This is a genomic window from Paenibacillus sp. S33, assembly GCF_053615415.1.
In genome coordinates, this window is the sequence record NZ_JBSIEZ010000001.1 from 750,241 (window position 1) to 766,904 (window position 16,664).

General features: G+C 47.0%; 13 protein-coding genes. 9 read left to right on the forward strand and 4 right to left on the reverse strand.

The features are described 5' to 3' along the window. The first annotated feature begins 58 nt into the window (after positions 1–58). On the forward strand, positions 59–616 hold the full coding sequence (locus tag ACWGXJ_RS03510) for an NADPH-dependent FMN reductase (protein WP_452566204.1): 558 nt from the start codon (positions 59–61) through the stop codon (positions 614–616). Between the two features lie 101 nt (positions 617–717). Here the strand turns inward: ACWGXJ_RS03510 and ACWGXJ_RS03515 are convergent, their stop codons facing one another. Both ACWGXJ_RS03515 and panB read right to left on the reverse strand, forming a co-directional pair. Continuing rightward, a complete protein-coding gene (locus tag ACWGXJ_RS03515) occupies positions 718–1,641 on the reverse strand; it encodes a ketopantoate reductase family protein (RefSeq protein ID WP_452566205.1) in 924 nt (307 codons plus the stop codon). Further along, positions 1,641–2,513 carry a 3-methyl-2-oxobutanoate hydroxymethyltransferase gene (gene panB, locus ACWGXJ_RS03520; protein WP_322172455.1) on the reverse strand — a complete coding sequence of 291 codons (873 nt, stop codon included), beginning with the start codon at positions 2,511–2,513 and terminating at the stop codon, positions 1,641–1,643. Before panB ends, ACWGXJ_RS03515 begins: the two co-directional genes overlap by 1 nt. 648 nt (positions 2,514–3,161) lie before the next feature. Between panB and ACWGXJ_RS03525 the strand changes: the two genes are divergently transcribed. The 3 genes from ACWGXJ_RS03525 (at position 3,162) to ACWGXJ_RS03535 (ending at position 5,307) form a co-directional block, all read left to right on the forward strand. Beyond that, positions 3,162–3,533 (forward strand): MmcQ/YjbR family DNA-binding protein, encoded by a 372-nt coding sequence (locus ACWGXJ_RS03525; RefSeq protein WP_165178939.1) that lies wholly within the window; start codon positions 3,162–3,164, stop codon positions 3,531–3,533. A 141-nt stretch (positions 3,534–3,674) separates the two neighbouring features. Next, a complete protein-coding gene (locus ACWGXJ_RS03530; RefSeq protein WP_029515856.1) occupies positions 3,675–4,301 on the forward strand; it encodes a nitroreductase family protein in 627 nt (208 codons plus the stop codon). Positions 4,302–4,356: 55 nt separating this feature from the next. Beyond that, positions 4,357–5,307, forward strand: a complete 951-nt coding sequence (locus ACWGXJ_RS03535) for a ring-cleaving dioxygenase (RefSeq protein ID WP_250259474.1) — start codon at positions 4,357–4,359, stop codon at positions 5,305–5,307. A gap of 126 nt (positions 5,308–5,433) precedes the next feature. On the opposite strand, the gene ACWGXJ_RS03540 is transcribed toward ACWGXJ_RS03535, so the two are convergent. Then, positions 5,434–8,793, reverse strand: coding sequence for a DEAD/DEAH box helicase (locus tag ACWGXJ_RS03540; protein ID WP_452566206.1), 3,360 nt, complete (start codon positions 8,791–8,793; stop codon positions 5,434–5,436). Positions 8,794–8,951: 158 nt separating this feature from the next. Between ACWGXJ_RS03540 and ACWGXJ_RS03545 the strand changes: the two genes are divergently transcribed. Next, positions 8,952–10,040: a site-2 protease family protein gene (locus tag ACWGXJ_RS03545; protein ID WP_235307180.1), complete on the forward strand. Its 1,089-nt coding sequence runs from the start codon at positions 8,952–8,954 to the stop codon at positions 10,038–10,040. A gap of 152 nt (positions 10,041–10,192) precedes the next feature. Here ACWGXJ_RS03545 and ACWGXJ_RS03550 read toward each other — a convergent pair whose 3' ends face one another. Beyond that, complete coding sequence (locus ACWGXJ_RS03550) at positions 10,193–11,113, reverse strand: AraC family transcriptional regulator (RefSeq protein ID WP_235307181.1); 921 nt, start codon at positions 11,111–11,113, stop codon at positions 10,193–10,195. Positions 11,114–11,249: 136 nt separating this feature from the next. On the opposite strand from ACWGXJ_RS03550, the gene ACWGXJ_RS03555 reads away from it, so the two are divergent. The 4 genes from ACWGXJ_RS03555 (at position 11,250) to ACWGXJ_RS03570 (ending at position 16,465) form a co-directional block, all read left to right on the forward strand. After that, a complete protein-coding gene (locus tag ACWGXJ_RS03555; protein WP_452567860.1) occupies positions 11,250–11,462 on the forward strand; it encodes an MFS transporter in 213 nt (70 codons plus the stop codon). Next, positions 11,462–13,468: a beta-galactosidase gene (locus ACWGXJ_RS03560; RefSeq protein WP_452566207.1), complete on the forward strand. Its 2,007-nt coding sequence runs from the start codon at positions 11,462–11,464 to the stop codon at positions 13,466–13,468. The genes ACWGXJ_RS03555 and ACWGXJ_RS03560 overlap by 1 nt, the downstream gene beginning before the upstream one ends. A gap of 133 nt (positions 13,469–13,601) precedes the next feature. After that, complete coding sequence (locus ACWGXJ_RS03565) at positions 13,602–15,401, forward strand: sensor histidine kinase (RefSeq protein WP_452566208.1); 1,800 nt, start codon at positions 13,602–13,604, stop codon at positions 15,399–15,401. Beyond that, the gene (locus ACWGXJ_RS03570) at positions 15,398–16,465 is read left to right on the forward strand and encodes a response regulator transcription factor (RefSeq protein ID WP_165178946.1); all 1,068 of its coding nucleotides are present in this window, start codon (positions 15,398–15,400) and stop codon (positions 16,463–16,465) included. The genes ACWGXJ_RS03565 and ACWGXJ_RS03570 overlap by 4 nt, the downstream gene beginning before the upstream one ends. Positions 16,466–16,664 lie beyond the last annotated feature (199 nt).

The following is a 16,664-nucleotide window of genomic DNA, read 5'->3' on the forward strand; positions in this document are numbered from 1 at the left end:
AGCTATAGTACACTAGATATGCAAGATTAGATCAAGATAAAAGAAATGAGATGATCGGATGGAACAGAAAATTAAGGTATTGGCTATATCGGGTAGCCTTCGTCAAAAGTCCTCCAATACAGCACTTATGAAGGCTGCTATGGGGCTGGCTTCTGAAAATATGATGTTCACAGTCTATGATGGATTGGGGGATCTTCCGCATTTTAACCCTGACTTGGATGTAGATGAGGGGCCAGCTTTCGTAAGAGAGCTACGGGAACAATTGAAACAAGTGGATGGAGTGCTGATCTGTACACCGGAATATGGAAATGGGGTGCCGGGTGCTTTGAAAAATGCGTTGGATTGGCTCGTATCTTCAGGTGAATTTGTAAATAAACCTACAGCGGTCATCAGCGCGTCACCGTCTCCTATGGGCGGCCATCTGGCGCATGCCTCGCTGCTGCTCACATTGCAAATGATCAATGCAGAGATTGTGGAGAATGGAAAAGTCATTATTCCGCATATCACCTTGAAGCTAAATCAGGAAGGTGATATTACAAACGCTGAAACTAGGCAGGAGCTAGAAGCATTACTTCAAGGGCTTGAGCAAGCTTGCTTAAGCACAGGAACTCTTTAGATTTTTGAAGTTTAATAAATGAAAAGCAGCGGCAGTCTAAGATTTCATTATCACCTTCGAAGCTGCCGCTTCCTCTTTTAATTAATTTTAAAGTTTGAATGTTAGACGGTGTCCAATAAGTTCTCGTATACCTTTAATCGGGCATATACCGTTTCGAGTATGGGGTAAACAGTATTACTGGTTGAAGCCAATGCAAGCAGTGAACCATGTAGATGACTGGCTTCAATCGGAAGCTTTTTATGCATATCGCGTTGCATGGATGACATCATCTCTGGTCGTAAGGATTCCATCGTTTTCAGTGTATGAGCTTCCATCTCCGAATCAATCGGCATCCCTGCGTTGCGAGCAAGTGTGACAATCTCATGCAGCAGCTTTTCGTATATAGCACGTGACTCTGCCGTGGCAAGTATAGTCCCAACCGAGGCATCCATCAGTGTTGTAATTGCACTCAAGCTGGCAACGAATATATATTTCTGCCAAACTTCACGCTGAATATCGTGACTTCGTGCCACTGTGAAGCCTGCATGATCAAGATGATTCAGCAGCAGTTGTGTACGCTCTGATTGCACTCCGTTCCATTCACCGAAGACGATACGGTGGAACGGACTTGTCTGAACAATAGAACCATCATGATCCAACGTAGTTTCAATATAACAAAGTCCGCCCAGCACTTTTTCAGAACCGAATTGTTTGCGCAAAAAGTCAAAATGTTCGTAACCATTAAGTAACGGAAGAATCATGGTATGATCACCGACATAAGGCTCAAGATCGAATTGCAATTGGGGAAGATGATACGCTTTGACCGAAATGATAATACAGTCGAACGGATCGGCGTCTTCACCATTTGTAATAGCACGGATTGGCGTCTGGAAATCTCCATGAACACTTCTAACAATCAGACCGTCTTTTGCCAACTGAGATTTTTTTGAAGGGCGTACGAAGAAGGTCACGTCTTCTCCTTTTTGAACAAGAAGTCCCCCGAAATAGCCTCCAATCGCCCCTGCACCTACAACCAGAAATCGCATTATAGGGTCCCTGCCTTTACTTTTGCATTCCCGTATAATCCTTCTACAACGTTCTCATCTGCCTTAAAAACATGCTCCTCGCCTGGAAAAGAACGATTCTTCACGTCTTCGACATATTGCCCGATGCTGTTACGAATCAAAGCACCTATATCCGAATAGGTTTTAACGAACTTTTTCTCCCGGTAAGGTGCTGAGTATTGTAACATGTCATGATACACCAAAACCTGACCATCACAGTATCTCCCCGCACCGATGCCAATGACCGGAATAGATATCTCCTGGGTGATGTTCTTCGCCACTTCCTCTGTCACCAGTTCCAGCACGATGGCAAAAGCTCCCGCTTGCTCCAGGGCCCGGGCATCATTTAGAAGGCGCTCAGCGGCCTGTGAGTTTTTACCTTGAATGAAGTATCCGCCGATTTGATGCACAGACTGGGGTGTAAGTCCGATATGTCCCAGCAGGGGAACGCCGGATTGAACAATTCGCTTCACGGTGTCGCAAATTTCCATGCCCCCTTCTAGTTTTACGGCATGGGCATGTCCCTCTTGCATGAGCCTGCGCACATTAGTAAGGGCTTCTTGACTACTCCCATGGTACGTCATAAATGGCATATCCGCGACAATAAAAGTATGTTCCGCACCGCGCACGACAGACCGTGTATGATAGACCATATCATCCATAGTGACGGGCAGTGTGGAGTTATAATTAGATAACACATTACCTACGGAATCACCGACAAGGATGATATCGATCCCGGCTTCCTCAGCCAAACGAGCAGATGGATAGTCATACGCCGTAATCATACTTATGGGTGAACCTTCTTGTTTCATTTTCTTCAATTGCAAAATATTAAGTGCTTTTGAGGTTGCCATGGTTGCATTCAAATCCTTTCCTACCTTTATTTTAGATCACAAAAAAACCTTTCAGCACAAGGCTGAAAAGGTCCGAAAGGCAAAAAAAGAGTCAATTTGCGACCGTTCTTTTGTCTCGGTCCTTGCGGATCAGAGCAAAATCCAACGAGTTCACCTCCATAGGCTCACACATCTACATATTGAATTACACTAACTAGAGTACCGTTCGAATGTATCGATACAGCCTCTCACGGAAGTATACCAAAATATAGGGCTGTTGTATAACATTCTCTACTATATGAACAAAACAAGCCCCTCTAACTTCCTATTCGGAAGTGAGGGGCTGTCAGCTTGCAGATACAGTATGTAAAATATCGCTAAATCTTTAGGACGTGTATGAAGTCATGGACGGTCGATAAATTCATATAGAAAGGATTGACCCTTCCGGTAGAAACGCCTTTTTGCTTGCGCGCCATATCTGGCTTTTGACTGCGCCGTATAAGGCCAAGCCAAACAATGTGTGTGTGAGGGTATCCATAATGACTCTCCTTTTAGCACAGTTCCCCTAATTGTAGCACGGACCCGGTGTATTCGGAGTGCACGGAGGTGATATAATAGGGCGCAAATAGGTTCATAGTTCGACAACTTGGAGCAGAGGAGAGAAGGCTGGTGTTTGAGCAAATTGTAGCATATGGTCTGAGCCAAAAAGAGGCTGTTAAGGATTATCCATTTGGTGCTGATCCCCTGGTACTAAAAGTAGGGGGCAAGATGTTTGCACTTCTAACTGAAAAGGATGACATTTGCCACGTATCCTTGAAATGTGATCCAGTCATTGCGGTAAATCTGCGTGAACAAAACAAGGCGATTAAGCCAGGCTATCATTTGAATAAAAAGCATTGGAATACGATTGAGGTTGATGCTACCTTCCCACTGGAGGATTTGTACAGCATGATCGACCATTCGTATGAGCTGGTCTTCAAGAGCTTAACCAAAGCGCAACGCGAAGCGATTACGATGAGAATACGGGCAACGGATCTGTAAAGGGCTGGTATAAGCCCTTAAGTTGTATCCAAAAATACTTACTAACATTATTATAGTTTTACTTGACAGAAATCACGAATGGATATATTCTTAATTTAAAGATAATTCATTTGAAAATAATATCAAGGAGTGGAACTTAACATGAGCGAACTGGTGAATATTATTCAAGAGAGAAGATCAGCTTCTAAATTTATTCCTGATGTTACTATAGATGCAAAAGAACTAGAAGAAATATTTCAGCTGGTGAAGTTTGCTCCATCGGCTTTTAATTTACAGCATGCGCGTTATATCGTAGTGCAGGATGCTGATACCAAACAAAGACTGCATGATGAGGCAAGTAAGCAGTATAAAATATTAACGGCTTCGGCGACCATTGTAGTGCTGGGGGATACAGAAGCTTATACCAAGGTAGCTGACCTCAACGAAGGATTCCTGAATTTAGGTGTCCTGAGCAAGCAGGAATATGATAGTACAGTGGAATCGGTAACTCAGTTTTATCGCGAGCGGGGACCTGTCTTCCAGAGAGAAGAAGCGATCCGTAATGCCAGCCTGTCGGCTATGCAATTTATGTTGATTGCCAAGGACAAAGGCTGGGATACGTGCCCGATGATCGGTTTTGATCCGGCGAAGGTGCAGGAAGTACTAAATATTCCAGAGCAATTTGTACCGGTAATGATGATTACCTTGGGTAAAGAGGACGAATCGGGTCAGCGGGCACGGGGATACCGCAAGCCGGTTGGACAATTTGTCAGCTACAATGGATTTTGAAATTTGTAAATCATTTGTGTAAATAAATCAACATGTTAATGAAGGAGTGATAAAGATGTCATTGAAAACCGCTGGAATTCACCATATCACGTCCTTTGCAGGCGATCCGCAGGGCAACGTTGATTTTTACGCAGGCGTACTTGGTTTGCGATTGATTAAAAAGACGATCAACTTTGATGCTCCAGAAGTATACCATTTGTACTTTGGTAATGAAGAGGGCAGCCCGGGCACGATCATTACTTTTTTTCCAGCTCCGGGTACACGCAAGGGTAAGATTGGAGGCGGACAGGTCGGGATTACGACGTATGTCGTGCCGTCCGGTGCTTTGGAATACTGGGAAAACCGTCTGCACAGCTTGAAGGTATCTTTCACGAAGGCCACTCGTTTTGGCGAGTCATTCATCCAGTTCCGAGACAACGAGGGTTTACATCTGGAGTTGGTGGAACGGGAAGATGGCCCGTTGAACACGTGGACAGCCGGGGGTGTGCCTACGGATAAAGCTATCAAGGGCTTTGGCGGGGCGGTACTGTACAGTGCGGATTCCAAACATACGCAAGGGGTGTTGGAGAACGTCCTGGGGATGACTCTTATCGGAGAAGACGCAAATGCAGGCTACATCCGCTATCAGACGACAGGTGATTTGGGCAACCTGATCGACATTCCGGTCAAAGATGTCCCGTGGGGGAATGGCGGCGCCGGTACGGTTCACCATATTGCCTGGCGCGCGCAGGATGATACGGAGCATCAGGCGTGGAACGAATGGGTTCATCAGCATGGTTTTGGAACCAGTGGTATTGTAGATCGCCAATACTTCAATGCCGTATACTTCCGCGAGCGGGGCGGTATTTTATTCGAGATCGCAACCGATCCACCCGGATTTACCGTGGATGAGGAATTGAATGAGTTGGGACATAAGCTGATGCTGCCTGAATGGTATGAGCCTCAGCGTACCCAGATTGAGTCTAACCTAGTTCCCATTGAACCTAGAGTATTAAAACAGGATTAATCTGCTCGATCCAAACAATCATATTAGAACGAAAAAGGTCCAATGCGGGAAAATTTCTACCGTCAATTGGACCTTTTTTGCATGTGGAATTGTCATACTAACGTAAAAATAAGCGTGGAGAGTTGGCTAGATCATGAGCAGTTCGCGAATCTCCAGCTCGGTCAGTGCCGAAAGGGTTTCTTGCCCCGGCTGAATGACCTGGTCGATCATGTTTTTCTTTTTTTGTTGCAGCTCATACATTTTGTCCTCTACCGTACCTTGGGCGACGAGACGAATAACCTGCACGACTTTTTTCTGGCCCATTCGGTGTGCTCGGTTGGTAGCCTGCTCCTCTACAGCGGGATTCCACCACAGGTCATACAAAATGACTGTATCTGCACCAGTGAGGTTCAGGCCAGTGCCTCCTGCTTTTAGGGAAATCAGGAACAGCTCGCGTTCTCCTTCGTTGAAGCGACTGCACAGCTCGACTCGTTCCAGAGCGGGAGTCTGCCCATCCAGGTAAAAGTAGGACACCCCTTCTCGAGCAAGCTCGCGTCCGATCATTTGAAGCATTGTGGTGAACTGTGAAAAAATGAGCATCCGTTTCCCGGAGCTGAGACATTCCGTAATGATCTCCAACAGCTGTTCAAATTTGGCAGAGCTACCCGTATATCCTTCGATGAACAAGCCCGGATGACAGCAGAGCTGACGAAGTCGGGTCAGACCGGCGAGAATTTTGATTCGATTTTTCTGAAATCCTTCCTCGTTGAGATGCTTCAACGTTTCATGCTGAAGCTTGGCCAGATAGGCGGTGTACAGCTTTTTTTGATCTGGCAGAAGCCGGGATACCTGCACGGATTCGATTTTCTCCGGCAGCTCCTTGAGGACATCACTCTTAAGACGGCGCAGCAAAAACGGACGAACCCGCTTGGCGATCACATTTCGAGGCAGGTTGTGAAACGCTCTTTTCCCGCCGGGAAATAGCGCAGGAAATACAACGTCAAAGATGGACCACAACTCTTCCAACGTATTTTCTACGGGCGTTCCTGTCAGGGCAAACCGGTAATGAGCTTTTACATCCTTAACAGCCTGCGCCGTCTGGGTAGCATGGTTCTTGAATGCCTGCGCCTCGTCCAGAATGAGCGTATGAAACGATGGCTTGCTGTACACATCTGCATCGCGCCGTAGCAGCGGATAGGACGTAATGACGACGTCATAACTGGCGGCATCCCGTATGATTCGGCCGCGTTCTTCCGGGCTGCCATCTGCGATAGTGACGCGGACGTGTGGAGCAAATTTCTCCAGCTCATTCCGCCAGTTGTACACCAGTGATGCAGGGGACACGATCATGGCTGGAAGCTGCTGGCTGCGGATCTCCGGCAATACTGAGACGAGAAAGGCGATACTTTGCAGCGTTTTACCCAGCCCCATATCATCTGCCAAAATGCCCCCAAAACGGTAATGCGCCAATGTCTTAAGCCATTGAAAGCCGTAAACCTGATAATCTCTCAAGATTGGGGCAAGCATGTCTGGAACTGGAAAGTCGAGATGGTCAGGGTTACGTATATTTTCCAACAGTTGGCGAAAGGTTTTACCCAAAGTTAGGTTTTTCCCATGATCGTGAGGATCAATTAAGTACAGTCCTTGCGTGACGGGAACACGAATTTGCGCTGCATCCAGATCGCTTTTGCGGATACCTGTTTCATTCATGAACCGAATCAATTCCTTGTACTCCTCTGTTTCGAGCGGCAGCAAGGCACCATTTGGAAGACGGTGATATTTCTGTTTTTCCTCTAACGATTTGAGCAGTTTGCGAATTTCCGGTTCCGGTATGCCCTCCATATCAAATTTAAATTCAAGCCAATCTGTACGTTCATCCCACTCCGCGCGTATCCTTGGGGTAGGCAGAGTATTGTTTATTTTTGCTTTGACTGCACCTGTGGCATAGACGTCCAGCAGCTTTTCCAGTTGCGGAACAGTATGATACAAAAAATCATACTCTGCATCTTCATCTTCCATAAAATATCCGCTATCTGTTCTGGCAAAGGAGCTATGCTCCATCAGCTCCAAAATCCGCTGCTCCTGTTCCCCATCACGTATCAGAATTCGGTCGATACCAGGCGTTCGTGCATCTGTTTCCAGCGGGTTGATGATGATATCCCCATATTGGAACTCCAGCCCTGCCAGCAGCTTGTCTCTTACCCGGTCCAGATATAGCTTTGCCTTCAATGGCTGCTGTGTGACCCGATTTGAGACGGACCGAGTCATATGAACACGTCCGAGCTTCATTAACCCGGGTACAACCTTGTCCATAAAAGATTCCATCTGCTCTGGCGCAATCTGAACTTTTCGCCTGTGGTGTACTTCTACCATCCGTTTTAGCTCGGACAAACGCCGTAAGGGATCGGCTTTCTGTTTGACAAGCTTGCCATCGGCAATGACGACACCATAGTCTTCCATGATGGTCAAGTCATCTAATCCTTGAATGCTTAGCTGGTAGCCTTCGATTTCGGCCTCATCAAATTCAAATTGCAGCGGAAGCATCAGGTCGGACTGGGGAATACCGTCGCTCATGTTTCCGTGAATTTCAAAGTAGACGCCCTGTGCTGCTGTCAGCAAGGGGAGCAGCTTTTCCCAAGCCGCAGGCGGGATGAGGAGCATTCGCTCGCCGCTCATATGACTACTGGAGGATGAATACGTGCCTGAGGTTTCCCGAATCATACGCTCATGGTGGCACACCTGGGATAATTGCTGGAGAATAGCGTCATGTTCAGGACGGAAGCGGTACAACTCAGGCTCGTACGAGAAGCTTTTCGTGAACATGTAGCTATCCCCACGGTCAATACTATCCAGAAACGGACGAATTTTCTGGACGATATATAATCGTTTGGGCCCAGCCTTCATTTCCACACCAAACATATATTTTTGGTAACCGTAGGCAAAAGGCCGGATGATGAACTGAAAATCCAAGACCGCGCGAGTATCCAGCAGGGTTGGTGTGCTGCGAAGCGGTCGCTTGCGGTCAAATAGTTTTAACATACTGTCGGTCAGCTGGAGATCGCCTCGTGTGATGTCAGAGGATCGTGCCGTTCTAGCAGTGTGATCATATGGAGCATCTGTAGATGTGTACATCCCGTCTGAATCCATGCTTCCTGCTGTATCTGGGGCAGTACCGGGATGAAGTCTGGAGGCATAGGAGCGCACAGACAGACTTTTTCCACGGCGTATATCATGGGCGTTAAGGAGAACAGCTGCGATATGATTACAATATCGTCCGGTGTTCTGAAATGTGCTACAGGTGCATTCTGCTCGGATACTTCCATTGGATCGGATCATCGCCGCAACAGCATAAAAGCTGCTTCCTTTGACCGTAGCTTCGTACACACCTTCATCATGATCTATTTGTGTAAAGGCCACTCTTTTGGCCCGGTAATAGGCATCCCCGTCGTCATAAGCGGCTTGACTGCATAATTGTCTGATGGCTCGCCGGGTAAGTTCAAAACTCATGATTCGTAATCCTTTCCTGGGTTATTCCGTTTTCTTACATGATAACAGAACAGATAGGAGGATGGACACTTGGGTGCTTATCTGTGGGTTAGAGAAGTTTTTACAAGCTGCACATAGCAGGATACAATGGAAGTGTTAAAGAAAGGAGACGGATACCTTTGCAAAATGAAGAGAAAAAGACCGATTCCAAATCCGGCTCATCCAAATGGTACCTTGGTAGTGCAGCAGCATTGCTTCTTCTGAAAGGCAAGTCGTTACTTGCCCTTTTAAAATTCAGTAAATTTGGCGGTGCGCTGATATCTATGGCGATAACGATTAGCACATATGCGATCATTTACCCGTGGGGATTTGCGGTCGGATTCGTGTTGCTGTTGTTTGTGCATGAGCTAGGACATGTATGGGCTGCCAAGCGCAAGGGGCTTCCCGTGTCAGCACCGTTATTTATTCCTTTTCTCGGTGCGCTGATCACAATGAAACGGCAACCTTTGGATGCGCAGACAGAGGCTTATGTAGCCATGGGCGGCCCGTTACTGGGGACGGTTGGGGCTATGGCGGTATACGCAGGAGCCTATGCAACAGACAGTCCCCTGTTGTATGCGCTCTCGTATGTCGGTTTTTTCCTGAACCTGATCAACCTGCTGCCGATTCATCCGCTCGACGGAGGACGAATTTCCACGGCAGTGACGCGTTGGCTGTGGCTGGTGGGCTTATTGGGTGGAATTGTAGTCGTAGTATATTTAAAATCCTTTTTATTTTTCTTCATATGGGCGTTCTTTGCCTACGATTTGTACAAAAAATATGTTAAACGCAATAAAGGAGAGGTCAAGATCCAATCCTTTTTGCAAAAGCCGCTGGTGAACGTACAGCATCTGTATGAGCAAGGATATCCACTGCCCGGACCGGAGCACACACGCAGATTATCCTTTAATACCTACTCGGATTTGGAGGGGCAGCAATATGTGACGGTGTATATGGAAAGTTTGGATGTGGAGCAGACACTTAAGCTGCCGCAGCAGTGTCTTGTCCAGCATGTATGGCTGAACGGTGTGGAACATATACCGACGCCGGATGCGTACCAGCTCAGATTGCTGTGTGGGATTGATTACATTCCGTTTGAAAATGATAAATATTACGAAGTGCCCGCATCATCGCGCTGGAAATTTGGCATCAGTTACTTAGCTTTGGCTGTATTCCTGATGGGGATGATGTATGTGGTGCACCAGCATATAGGGGACATTAGGCTGTGATCTGAATAATGAGTGCTTGGTCAAGATTTTAGATCATTAAGGCAACGGTACAGCTTATAGAAAATAGAGACAAAAGAGCGCGACAACCGCGATATTCGGTGTCACGCTCTTTTTTTGGTTGAATAACACGGTGGAGCTTTTGCTATCCGTCCTTATATCTTAATCCTTTGTTCATCAGTAATCGGTTTTAATGTCTGGCGGTATTTAAGTGGGCTGGTGCCTGTCCAGCGCTTGAACTGTCTGCTGAAATGAGCCAGACTGGAGTATCCGAGCAGGGAAGCTACCTTGTTGAGTGGCAGATTGGGCTGCTGGATCAGCACCTTAGCCTCATGCAGCTTGGTCTCCGATAGATAATGACGTGGAGAATAACCGTATACCTTGCGGAACACTTCCTGGGCATAGCCGGGACTAATCCCAAGGGAAGCCGCCACATCTTCAAGACGGAACGCTTGCTCGCCAGATTCATCTTCCCGATAAGGCTTAAACCTTGATTGAATGGCTTCCATGATGGCCTTGGCATATTGAACGGATGAAGGCGCAATTCTGGGCTCCAAACCGGTAGATATCATTTGCGAGAATATCCCGAATAGCTCAAATAAGGCAATTTGCATACGAAAACGGTCTGCTGTCGTATATTCTCCGCTTTCCTGCACCATGCCAATCCAGCTATGGACGACCTTTTGCAGCTTGGTATTCGTTTCAGTACCCGCTGGAAAAAAGAGCTGATTGCTCTTAATCATTTCCTGACGGAATAATGGATCATCGACATTAAAATGAGAGCTAAAATAGTACATGCCGTTTGGGGAAACACATTGACTCACATGCTTGAAACCCGGCGGAATAATTAAAATATCACCTTCCCCAACCGAATATACGTTATTTTCCATAATCGTTTCCTGACGACCTTCTAAAATGAGTGCAATTTCAAAACCGATATGAGACTCCTCCGGCATGCACCAATCCGCTTGGACCCGGTGAATATGGGCGCCAAAAAATTTCACATTCCAGTCAATAATGGGCAGCCATTGGCAATCATGAAATAGAGCTGGATCAACATCAGGATTTAATATCATCAGATCACCTTCGATTAGGGCAAATTTTACACCGCTTAGACAATCTCATTGTATCTAACATTTAACTATAATAAAAGAGCGTTTACAAATGCTATAGTATAAGCTTTTATATATAAAAGAAAGCGCTTGCTCTGATATTTATACGGATTATGTTGGCATATCTGTTTCTATTATCGGTACTTTATTCGTACTAGCCCGTATATGGGATGCACTTAGCGCTCCAATCTTCGGCGTGATCATTGACCGGGCCAATCTAAAGGGCGGCTTGGTTCGTCTATATCTTGCACTTCGAAGCGACTGGAATCGAATTTTGCAAAATCCTAACGAACCTAATTGGAGGACGACTTGATGAAAAAGCTACTATACGGTGTTGCTTATTATGATGAATATATGCCATATGACCGTTTGGACCAAGATATTCAAATGATGAAGGATGCGGGCATCAATGTGGTGCGGATTGCCGAATCCACTTGGAGTACGCATGAACCGCAAAACGGCGTGTTTGATTTTACTTCTGTGGATCGGGTGCTGGACGCCATGCATAAGGCGGGCATTGAAGTCATTGTGGGGACGCCCACCTATGCCGTACCCACATGGCTGGTGAAGGAGCATCCCGATGTATTGGCGACAACGCCTCAAGGTCCGGGCAAATATGGAGCTCGCCAGATTATGGACATTACGAACCCGGTGTACCTGTTCCATGCCGAGCGAATCATACGCAAGCTGATTGGGCGGGTGAGTCAGCATCCGGCGGTTATTGGCTTTCAGACGGATAACGAGACGAAGCATTACAACACAAGCGGGCCCAATGTGCAATTGCAATTTGTAAAGTATCTGCGGGAGCAGTTTGGATCACTGGAGGAGCTTAACCGCAAATTTGGTCTGGATTACTGGAGTAATCGCATCAATAGCTGGGAGGACTTTCCTTCGGTGGTCGGAACGATTAATGGAAGTTTGGGCGCAGCCTTTTCCCAATTCCAGCGCAAGCTGGTGACGGACTTTCTGGCATGGCAGGTCGCGCTGGTGAAGGAATATAAGCGGGAGGACCAATTTGTTACGCAAAACTTTGATTTTGCGTGGAGAGGTCATTCCTTTGGTGTTCAGCCAGACGTGGATCACTTTGCGGCATCGCAAGCCTTTGATGTGACTGGGGTGGATATTTACCATCCATCACAGGATGACCTGACTGGTATTGAAATTTCCTTCGGTGGCGATGTGGCACGTTCGACGAAAAATAACAATTATCTAGTGCTGGAAACGGAAGCGCAGGCCTTTACCCACTGGGTTCCCTATCCGGGGCAATTGCGTCTGCAAGCGTTCAGCCATCTGGCTTCCGGGGCCAATATGGTGGCATACTGGCACTGGCATTCCATCCATAATTCCTTCGAAACCTACTGGAAGGGTCTGCTGAGCCATGATTTTGAGCCGAACCCAGTGTATGAGGAAGCACAGACCATAGGGAAGGATTTTGCAAGATTGTCTCCGCATCTGGTCAACTTGAAAAAGAAAAATAAAACGGCGATTCTGGTCAGTAACGAAGCATTGACGTCGATTGACTGGTTTAAATTTAATATGAGTAGCCCGTTAAATTACAATGATATCGTACGTCGTTTGTATGACGAGTTGTATAAACTGAATATCGGGACGGATATCGTTCATCCAGGTACAGAATCGTTTGACGACTATGATCTCTTGATCGTCCCGGTTCTCTATTCTGCCCCAGATGCACTACTGGAGAAGCTGAACCGATATGTGGAGAAAGGTGGTCATGTGGTATACACATTCCGAAGCGGATTTACCGACGAGCATGTGCAGGTGAGAACGTCCCGACAGCCGGGCGTGATTAGCGAAGCCTGCGGCATTCATTACAGCTTGTTCGTGGAGCCGAAGAAGGTGACGCTTAAGAATAATCCTTTTGAGGTGGCAGCAGAGGACAATCAGGTAGATACGTGGATGGAGCTGATTACCCCGACGACTGCTGAAGTATTGGCCTATTACGATCATCCGCATTGGGGAAAATATGCCGCGATTACGCAAAACCGCTATGGTCAGGGAACAGCGACCTACATCGGCTGTGTCGTCAGTCCGGCGGTCATCCGTGAACTATTTAGCTCTGTAGCCAAAAAGGCAGGAGTATGGGGACTGGATCAGGAAGCGTCTTATCCGATCATTGTTAAATCCGGCACGAATGAGCTGGGACGGACAATCCGGTACTATTTTAACTATTCCGAACAAGCAGGCTCGGTGGTATATCTGCATGGAGACGGCAAGGAGCTGATTGGGGAGCATGCGGTTACCAAAGGACAAACGCTTACATTAGAGCCTTGGGGTGTTATAATTATCGAAGAAGCGTAAATGATGAATAGTGAGCCACAACTGACTCACGAATAATATCATATAGGTATTCCCCGGAAGTATCCGGTACATGAAGCGCCCCTGCGAATTGCGGGGCGTTTTCGCATATGGCTGAATAGAGGAGTGCATCGCTATGACAACCCGAGCAGTCCGCTGGTTCCGGGCGCTGACAGCCCCGTATCGACGCAGCATTCAGCTCAAGCTGATCTTGACGATGATTGTTCTATCTGTGCTGCCGGTCATTGCTGTCACGGTGCTGGCTGCGGAAAAAAGTAGAGCTTCCATGGAAGCTGAAGTAGTAGAGACGAACATGTCCAATATGAAATGGACGGGGATCTATATCAGCGACCAGCTAGATCGTCTGAATCATCTGATTTACAGCATTCAGATCAGCCCTGATCTGAGCGATTATTTGAATGAGCGCGAGCCTGACAATCTTTCAAGCCAATTTAATGCCCAGCGAAAAATGTTGAATACGATGGCGAATGTGTATTATTCGGCCGGAAGTCATGTGATCGGCATCCAGCTTTATTTGAAGCAATCGCAAACCTTGTTTACCTTCAATAGTATGCAAAATGAAATTACGACAGTGAGCGGTATTCCCCCACAGTATGGCGAGATGTGGCAAGCGAATAAGGATTATTCGATTCGTCCAAGCTCTGCTGACCCGGAACGCTTTATTTTGACGCGCAGTATTCGGCGTTTTGAAGACCAAAAGCAGACGGGGGCTATTTCTTTGGATGTATTGTGGTCGCAATTCGATCAGACGCTGGGCCTGCTGGGACGAGGGGATCAGCATCAGGTGCTTATTACAGATGCAGATGGCGGGGTTATGTATCCAGCACAGGCTCGGCAGTCGCCTCCTCCTGCAAGTGTGCTGTCAGTTCTTCGTGACGTTAAGCCGGGCCCCGGGATGATTCAAACTGCTGAACATTATGTGTTCTATAATGATCTGGATGTAGTTGGGCTGAAGCTGGTCAAAATCGTACCCACTTCCTCCATTAACCACAGCGCTTTTTCAACGATGCTGTATGGTATTATCGTCGGCGTGATTTCAATCCTGGTTTCCATCTGCATTGCCGTTTTCATCGCATGGCGGACTGCACGTCCGATTGTTCATTTGGCGCGTTCCGTACAGGAGCTGGATATGATCAAAGGACCGATTGGACAGCCAAGTACACGCCCGGATGAGATAGGGCTGCTGGAAAGAAGTCTGCATGGGATGGCAGGCCGAATTCGCGAGCATATTCAGGCGGAATACAGTATAAATTTGCAAAAAAAGACGGCTGAATTAAAAGCGCTCCAAGCGCAGATTCATCCACATTTTCTGCAAAATACGCTGCAAATGATCGGAAGTATGGTGTTTTCGCAAAAGCCGGAGGACACCTATGAAGTCATTCGGTCGCTGAGTGAGATGTTCCGTTACGTGGTACGGGAACCTCAGGATTTGGCCTCTTTACGCGCAGAGCTCGACCATGTGGGACACTATATGCGCATCCAGCAACGGCGATTTCCACAAAGATTGGTGTTTCAGGTGGAGACGGAAGAACAGGCGATGGATATTCGACTGCCTAAGCTATCGCTTCAGCCATTGTTGGAAAACGCGTTTCAGCACGGTCTTGACCGAAAGGCGGGGGCATGGAGAATGGGGATTCGGGTGGAGATTATGAAAGAAGATGTGTGTATTACGGTTTGCGATAATGGAAACGGCATGGCCCCGGACAAGCTGGAAAAAGTACGGGCAAAGCTGGAAAACGCGTCGGAGGAACCGATCTGGGCGCAGGGTAGTCATATCGGATTGAGCAATGTGTCTTCACGCATACGGATGAATTTTGGAGTGCGCTACGGAGTGAGGATAGATAGTGAGCAGGGAGTCGGTACACGTGTCACTATCCGCATTCCATTTACCTCAGCAGAGGAGGGAAAAGTATGATCAGAGTATTAATTGTGGACGATGAGCCGTGGAACCGCGATATTCTAAAGACATTTGGCACATGGGAAAAACTTGGAATGTTGGTAGTGGGTGAGGCTGAAGACGGAGACGAGGCGTTCAGGCTGGTCGGGGAGTTAGCTCCCCATATTGTGATTACTGATATGCACATGCCGGGTGCGGACGGAGTGGAGCTGCTGCAAGCGCTAAATAACCATTGTCCTGATGTAAAAATCATTGTAGTGAGCGGATATGATGACTTTGCGTATGCCAAACATGCCATCCGTTACAAGGCCGTCGATTATTTGTTAAAGCCAGTCAATCCTACAGAGCTGAATACAGTGTTGCTCAAATGCAAAAACGATCTGGAGGTCAAGGCTGCTGAACAGCAGCAAGAAGCGACGGAGCTGGATTATGGTTTTTTTCACAAGCTGACCCGGTATAAGCAACTGCTGCGTCTTTATTTTAATGAGTTGAACCGTGACGGGGTGAACATAACTTGTAGGCAGGTTATGCAGGAGCTGGAGAGTTATGGAGCACCAAGTCCACATATGCTGGGCAGGCTGGTACAGGAGCTTCTTTCCCTGCTAAAAGAGCTCACAGCGGATAACGGGCTAGATACTTCTACGGCAAAGGCAGGATTCCCACTGTCGCAGGATGCCGTATCCTCTGTAGAACATGCGCTGGAATTCGTATCGTCGTGCTATGTTCAGGAACTGGATCAGCTCATTCGGCAGCGGAAATACAAAAACAAACTGAATTTAGAAGAAGTACGACGATATATCGACAGTCACTTTGCTGGGCCGATTACACTGGAGCAGTTGGCAAAAAACTTTTTTGTGAGCAAAGAGTATATGAGTAAGGTATTTAAGCAGGAGTATGGTCAAAATGTAACGGACTACATCGTAGAGCGAAGAATGGAAAACGCGCGGGAATGGCTGGTCAATAAACAGATTTCAATCAAAGCAGTCGCGGAGATGGCAGGATATGAGGATGTGTCTTATTTCTATCGGGTATTTAAAAAGCATTTTGGCATGGCACCCGGTGAAATGAGGAAGGAAGTTTAAAAAAGTCCAATCAAATAAGCTAAGGGCGTCCAATGGCAGAAGTGATCTCTCATTCTATAATGAAAGCGTATACAAAACGAGCAGTACAAAGGAATTTGGCCTTTATGAAGTTCGCACAGAGCTGAATAGAGGTTGAAGACCGGCGGCATAGCTGCTTTGAATAACAACTGATTTGCCGATGGGCAACGGTTATTTTCAA

Excerpts from the sequence above, each read along its gene's own strand:
- ACWGXJ_RS03510 (WP_452566204.1), top strand. The coding sequence starts at position 59 with ATGGAACAGAAAATTAAGGTATTGGCTATATCGGGTAGCCTTCGTCAA.
- ACWGXJ_RS03515 (WP_452566205.1), bottom strand. The coding sequence starts at position 1,641 with ATGCGATTTCTGGTTGTAGGTGCAGGGGCGATTGGAGGCTATTTCGGG.
- panB (WP_322172455.1), bottom strand. The coding sequence starts at position 2,513 with ATGGCAACCTCAAAAGCACTTAATATTTTGCAATTGAAGAAAATGAAA.
- ACWGXJ_RS03530 (WP_029515856.1), top strand. The coding sequence starts at position 3,675 with ATGAGCGAACTGGTGAATATTATTCAAGAGAGAAGATCAGCTTCTAAA.
- ACWGXJ_RS03535 (WP_250259474.1), top strand. The coding sequence starts at position 4,357 with ATGTCATTGAAAACCGCTGGAATTCACCATATCACGTCCTTTGCAGGC.
- ACWGXJ_RS03540 (WP_452566206.1), bottom strand. The coding sequence starts at position 8,793 with ATGAGTTTTGAACTTACCCGGCGAGCCATCAGACAATTATGCAGTCAA.
- ACWGXJ_RS03550 (WP_235307181.1), bottom strand. The coding sequence starts at position 11,113 with ATGATATTAAATCCTGATGTTGATCCAGCTCTATTTCATGATTGCCAA.
- ACWGXJ_RS03560 (WP_452566207.1), top strand. The coding sequence starts at position 11,462 with ATGAAAAAGCTACTATACGGTGTTGCTTATTATGATGAATATATGCCA.
- ACWGXJ_RS03565 (WP_452566208.1), top strand. The coding sequence starts at position 13,602 with ATGACAACCCGAGCAGTCCGCTGGTTCCGGGCGCTGACAGCCCCGTAT.
- ACWGXJ_RS03570 (WP_165178946.1), top strand. The coding sequence starts at position 15,398 with ATGATCAGAGTATTAATTGTGGACGATGAGCCGTGGAACCGCGATATT.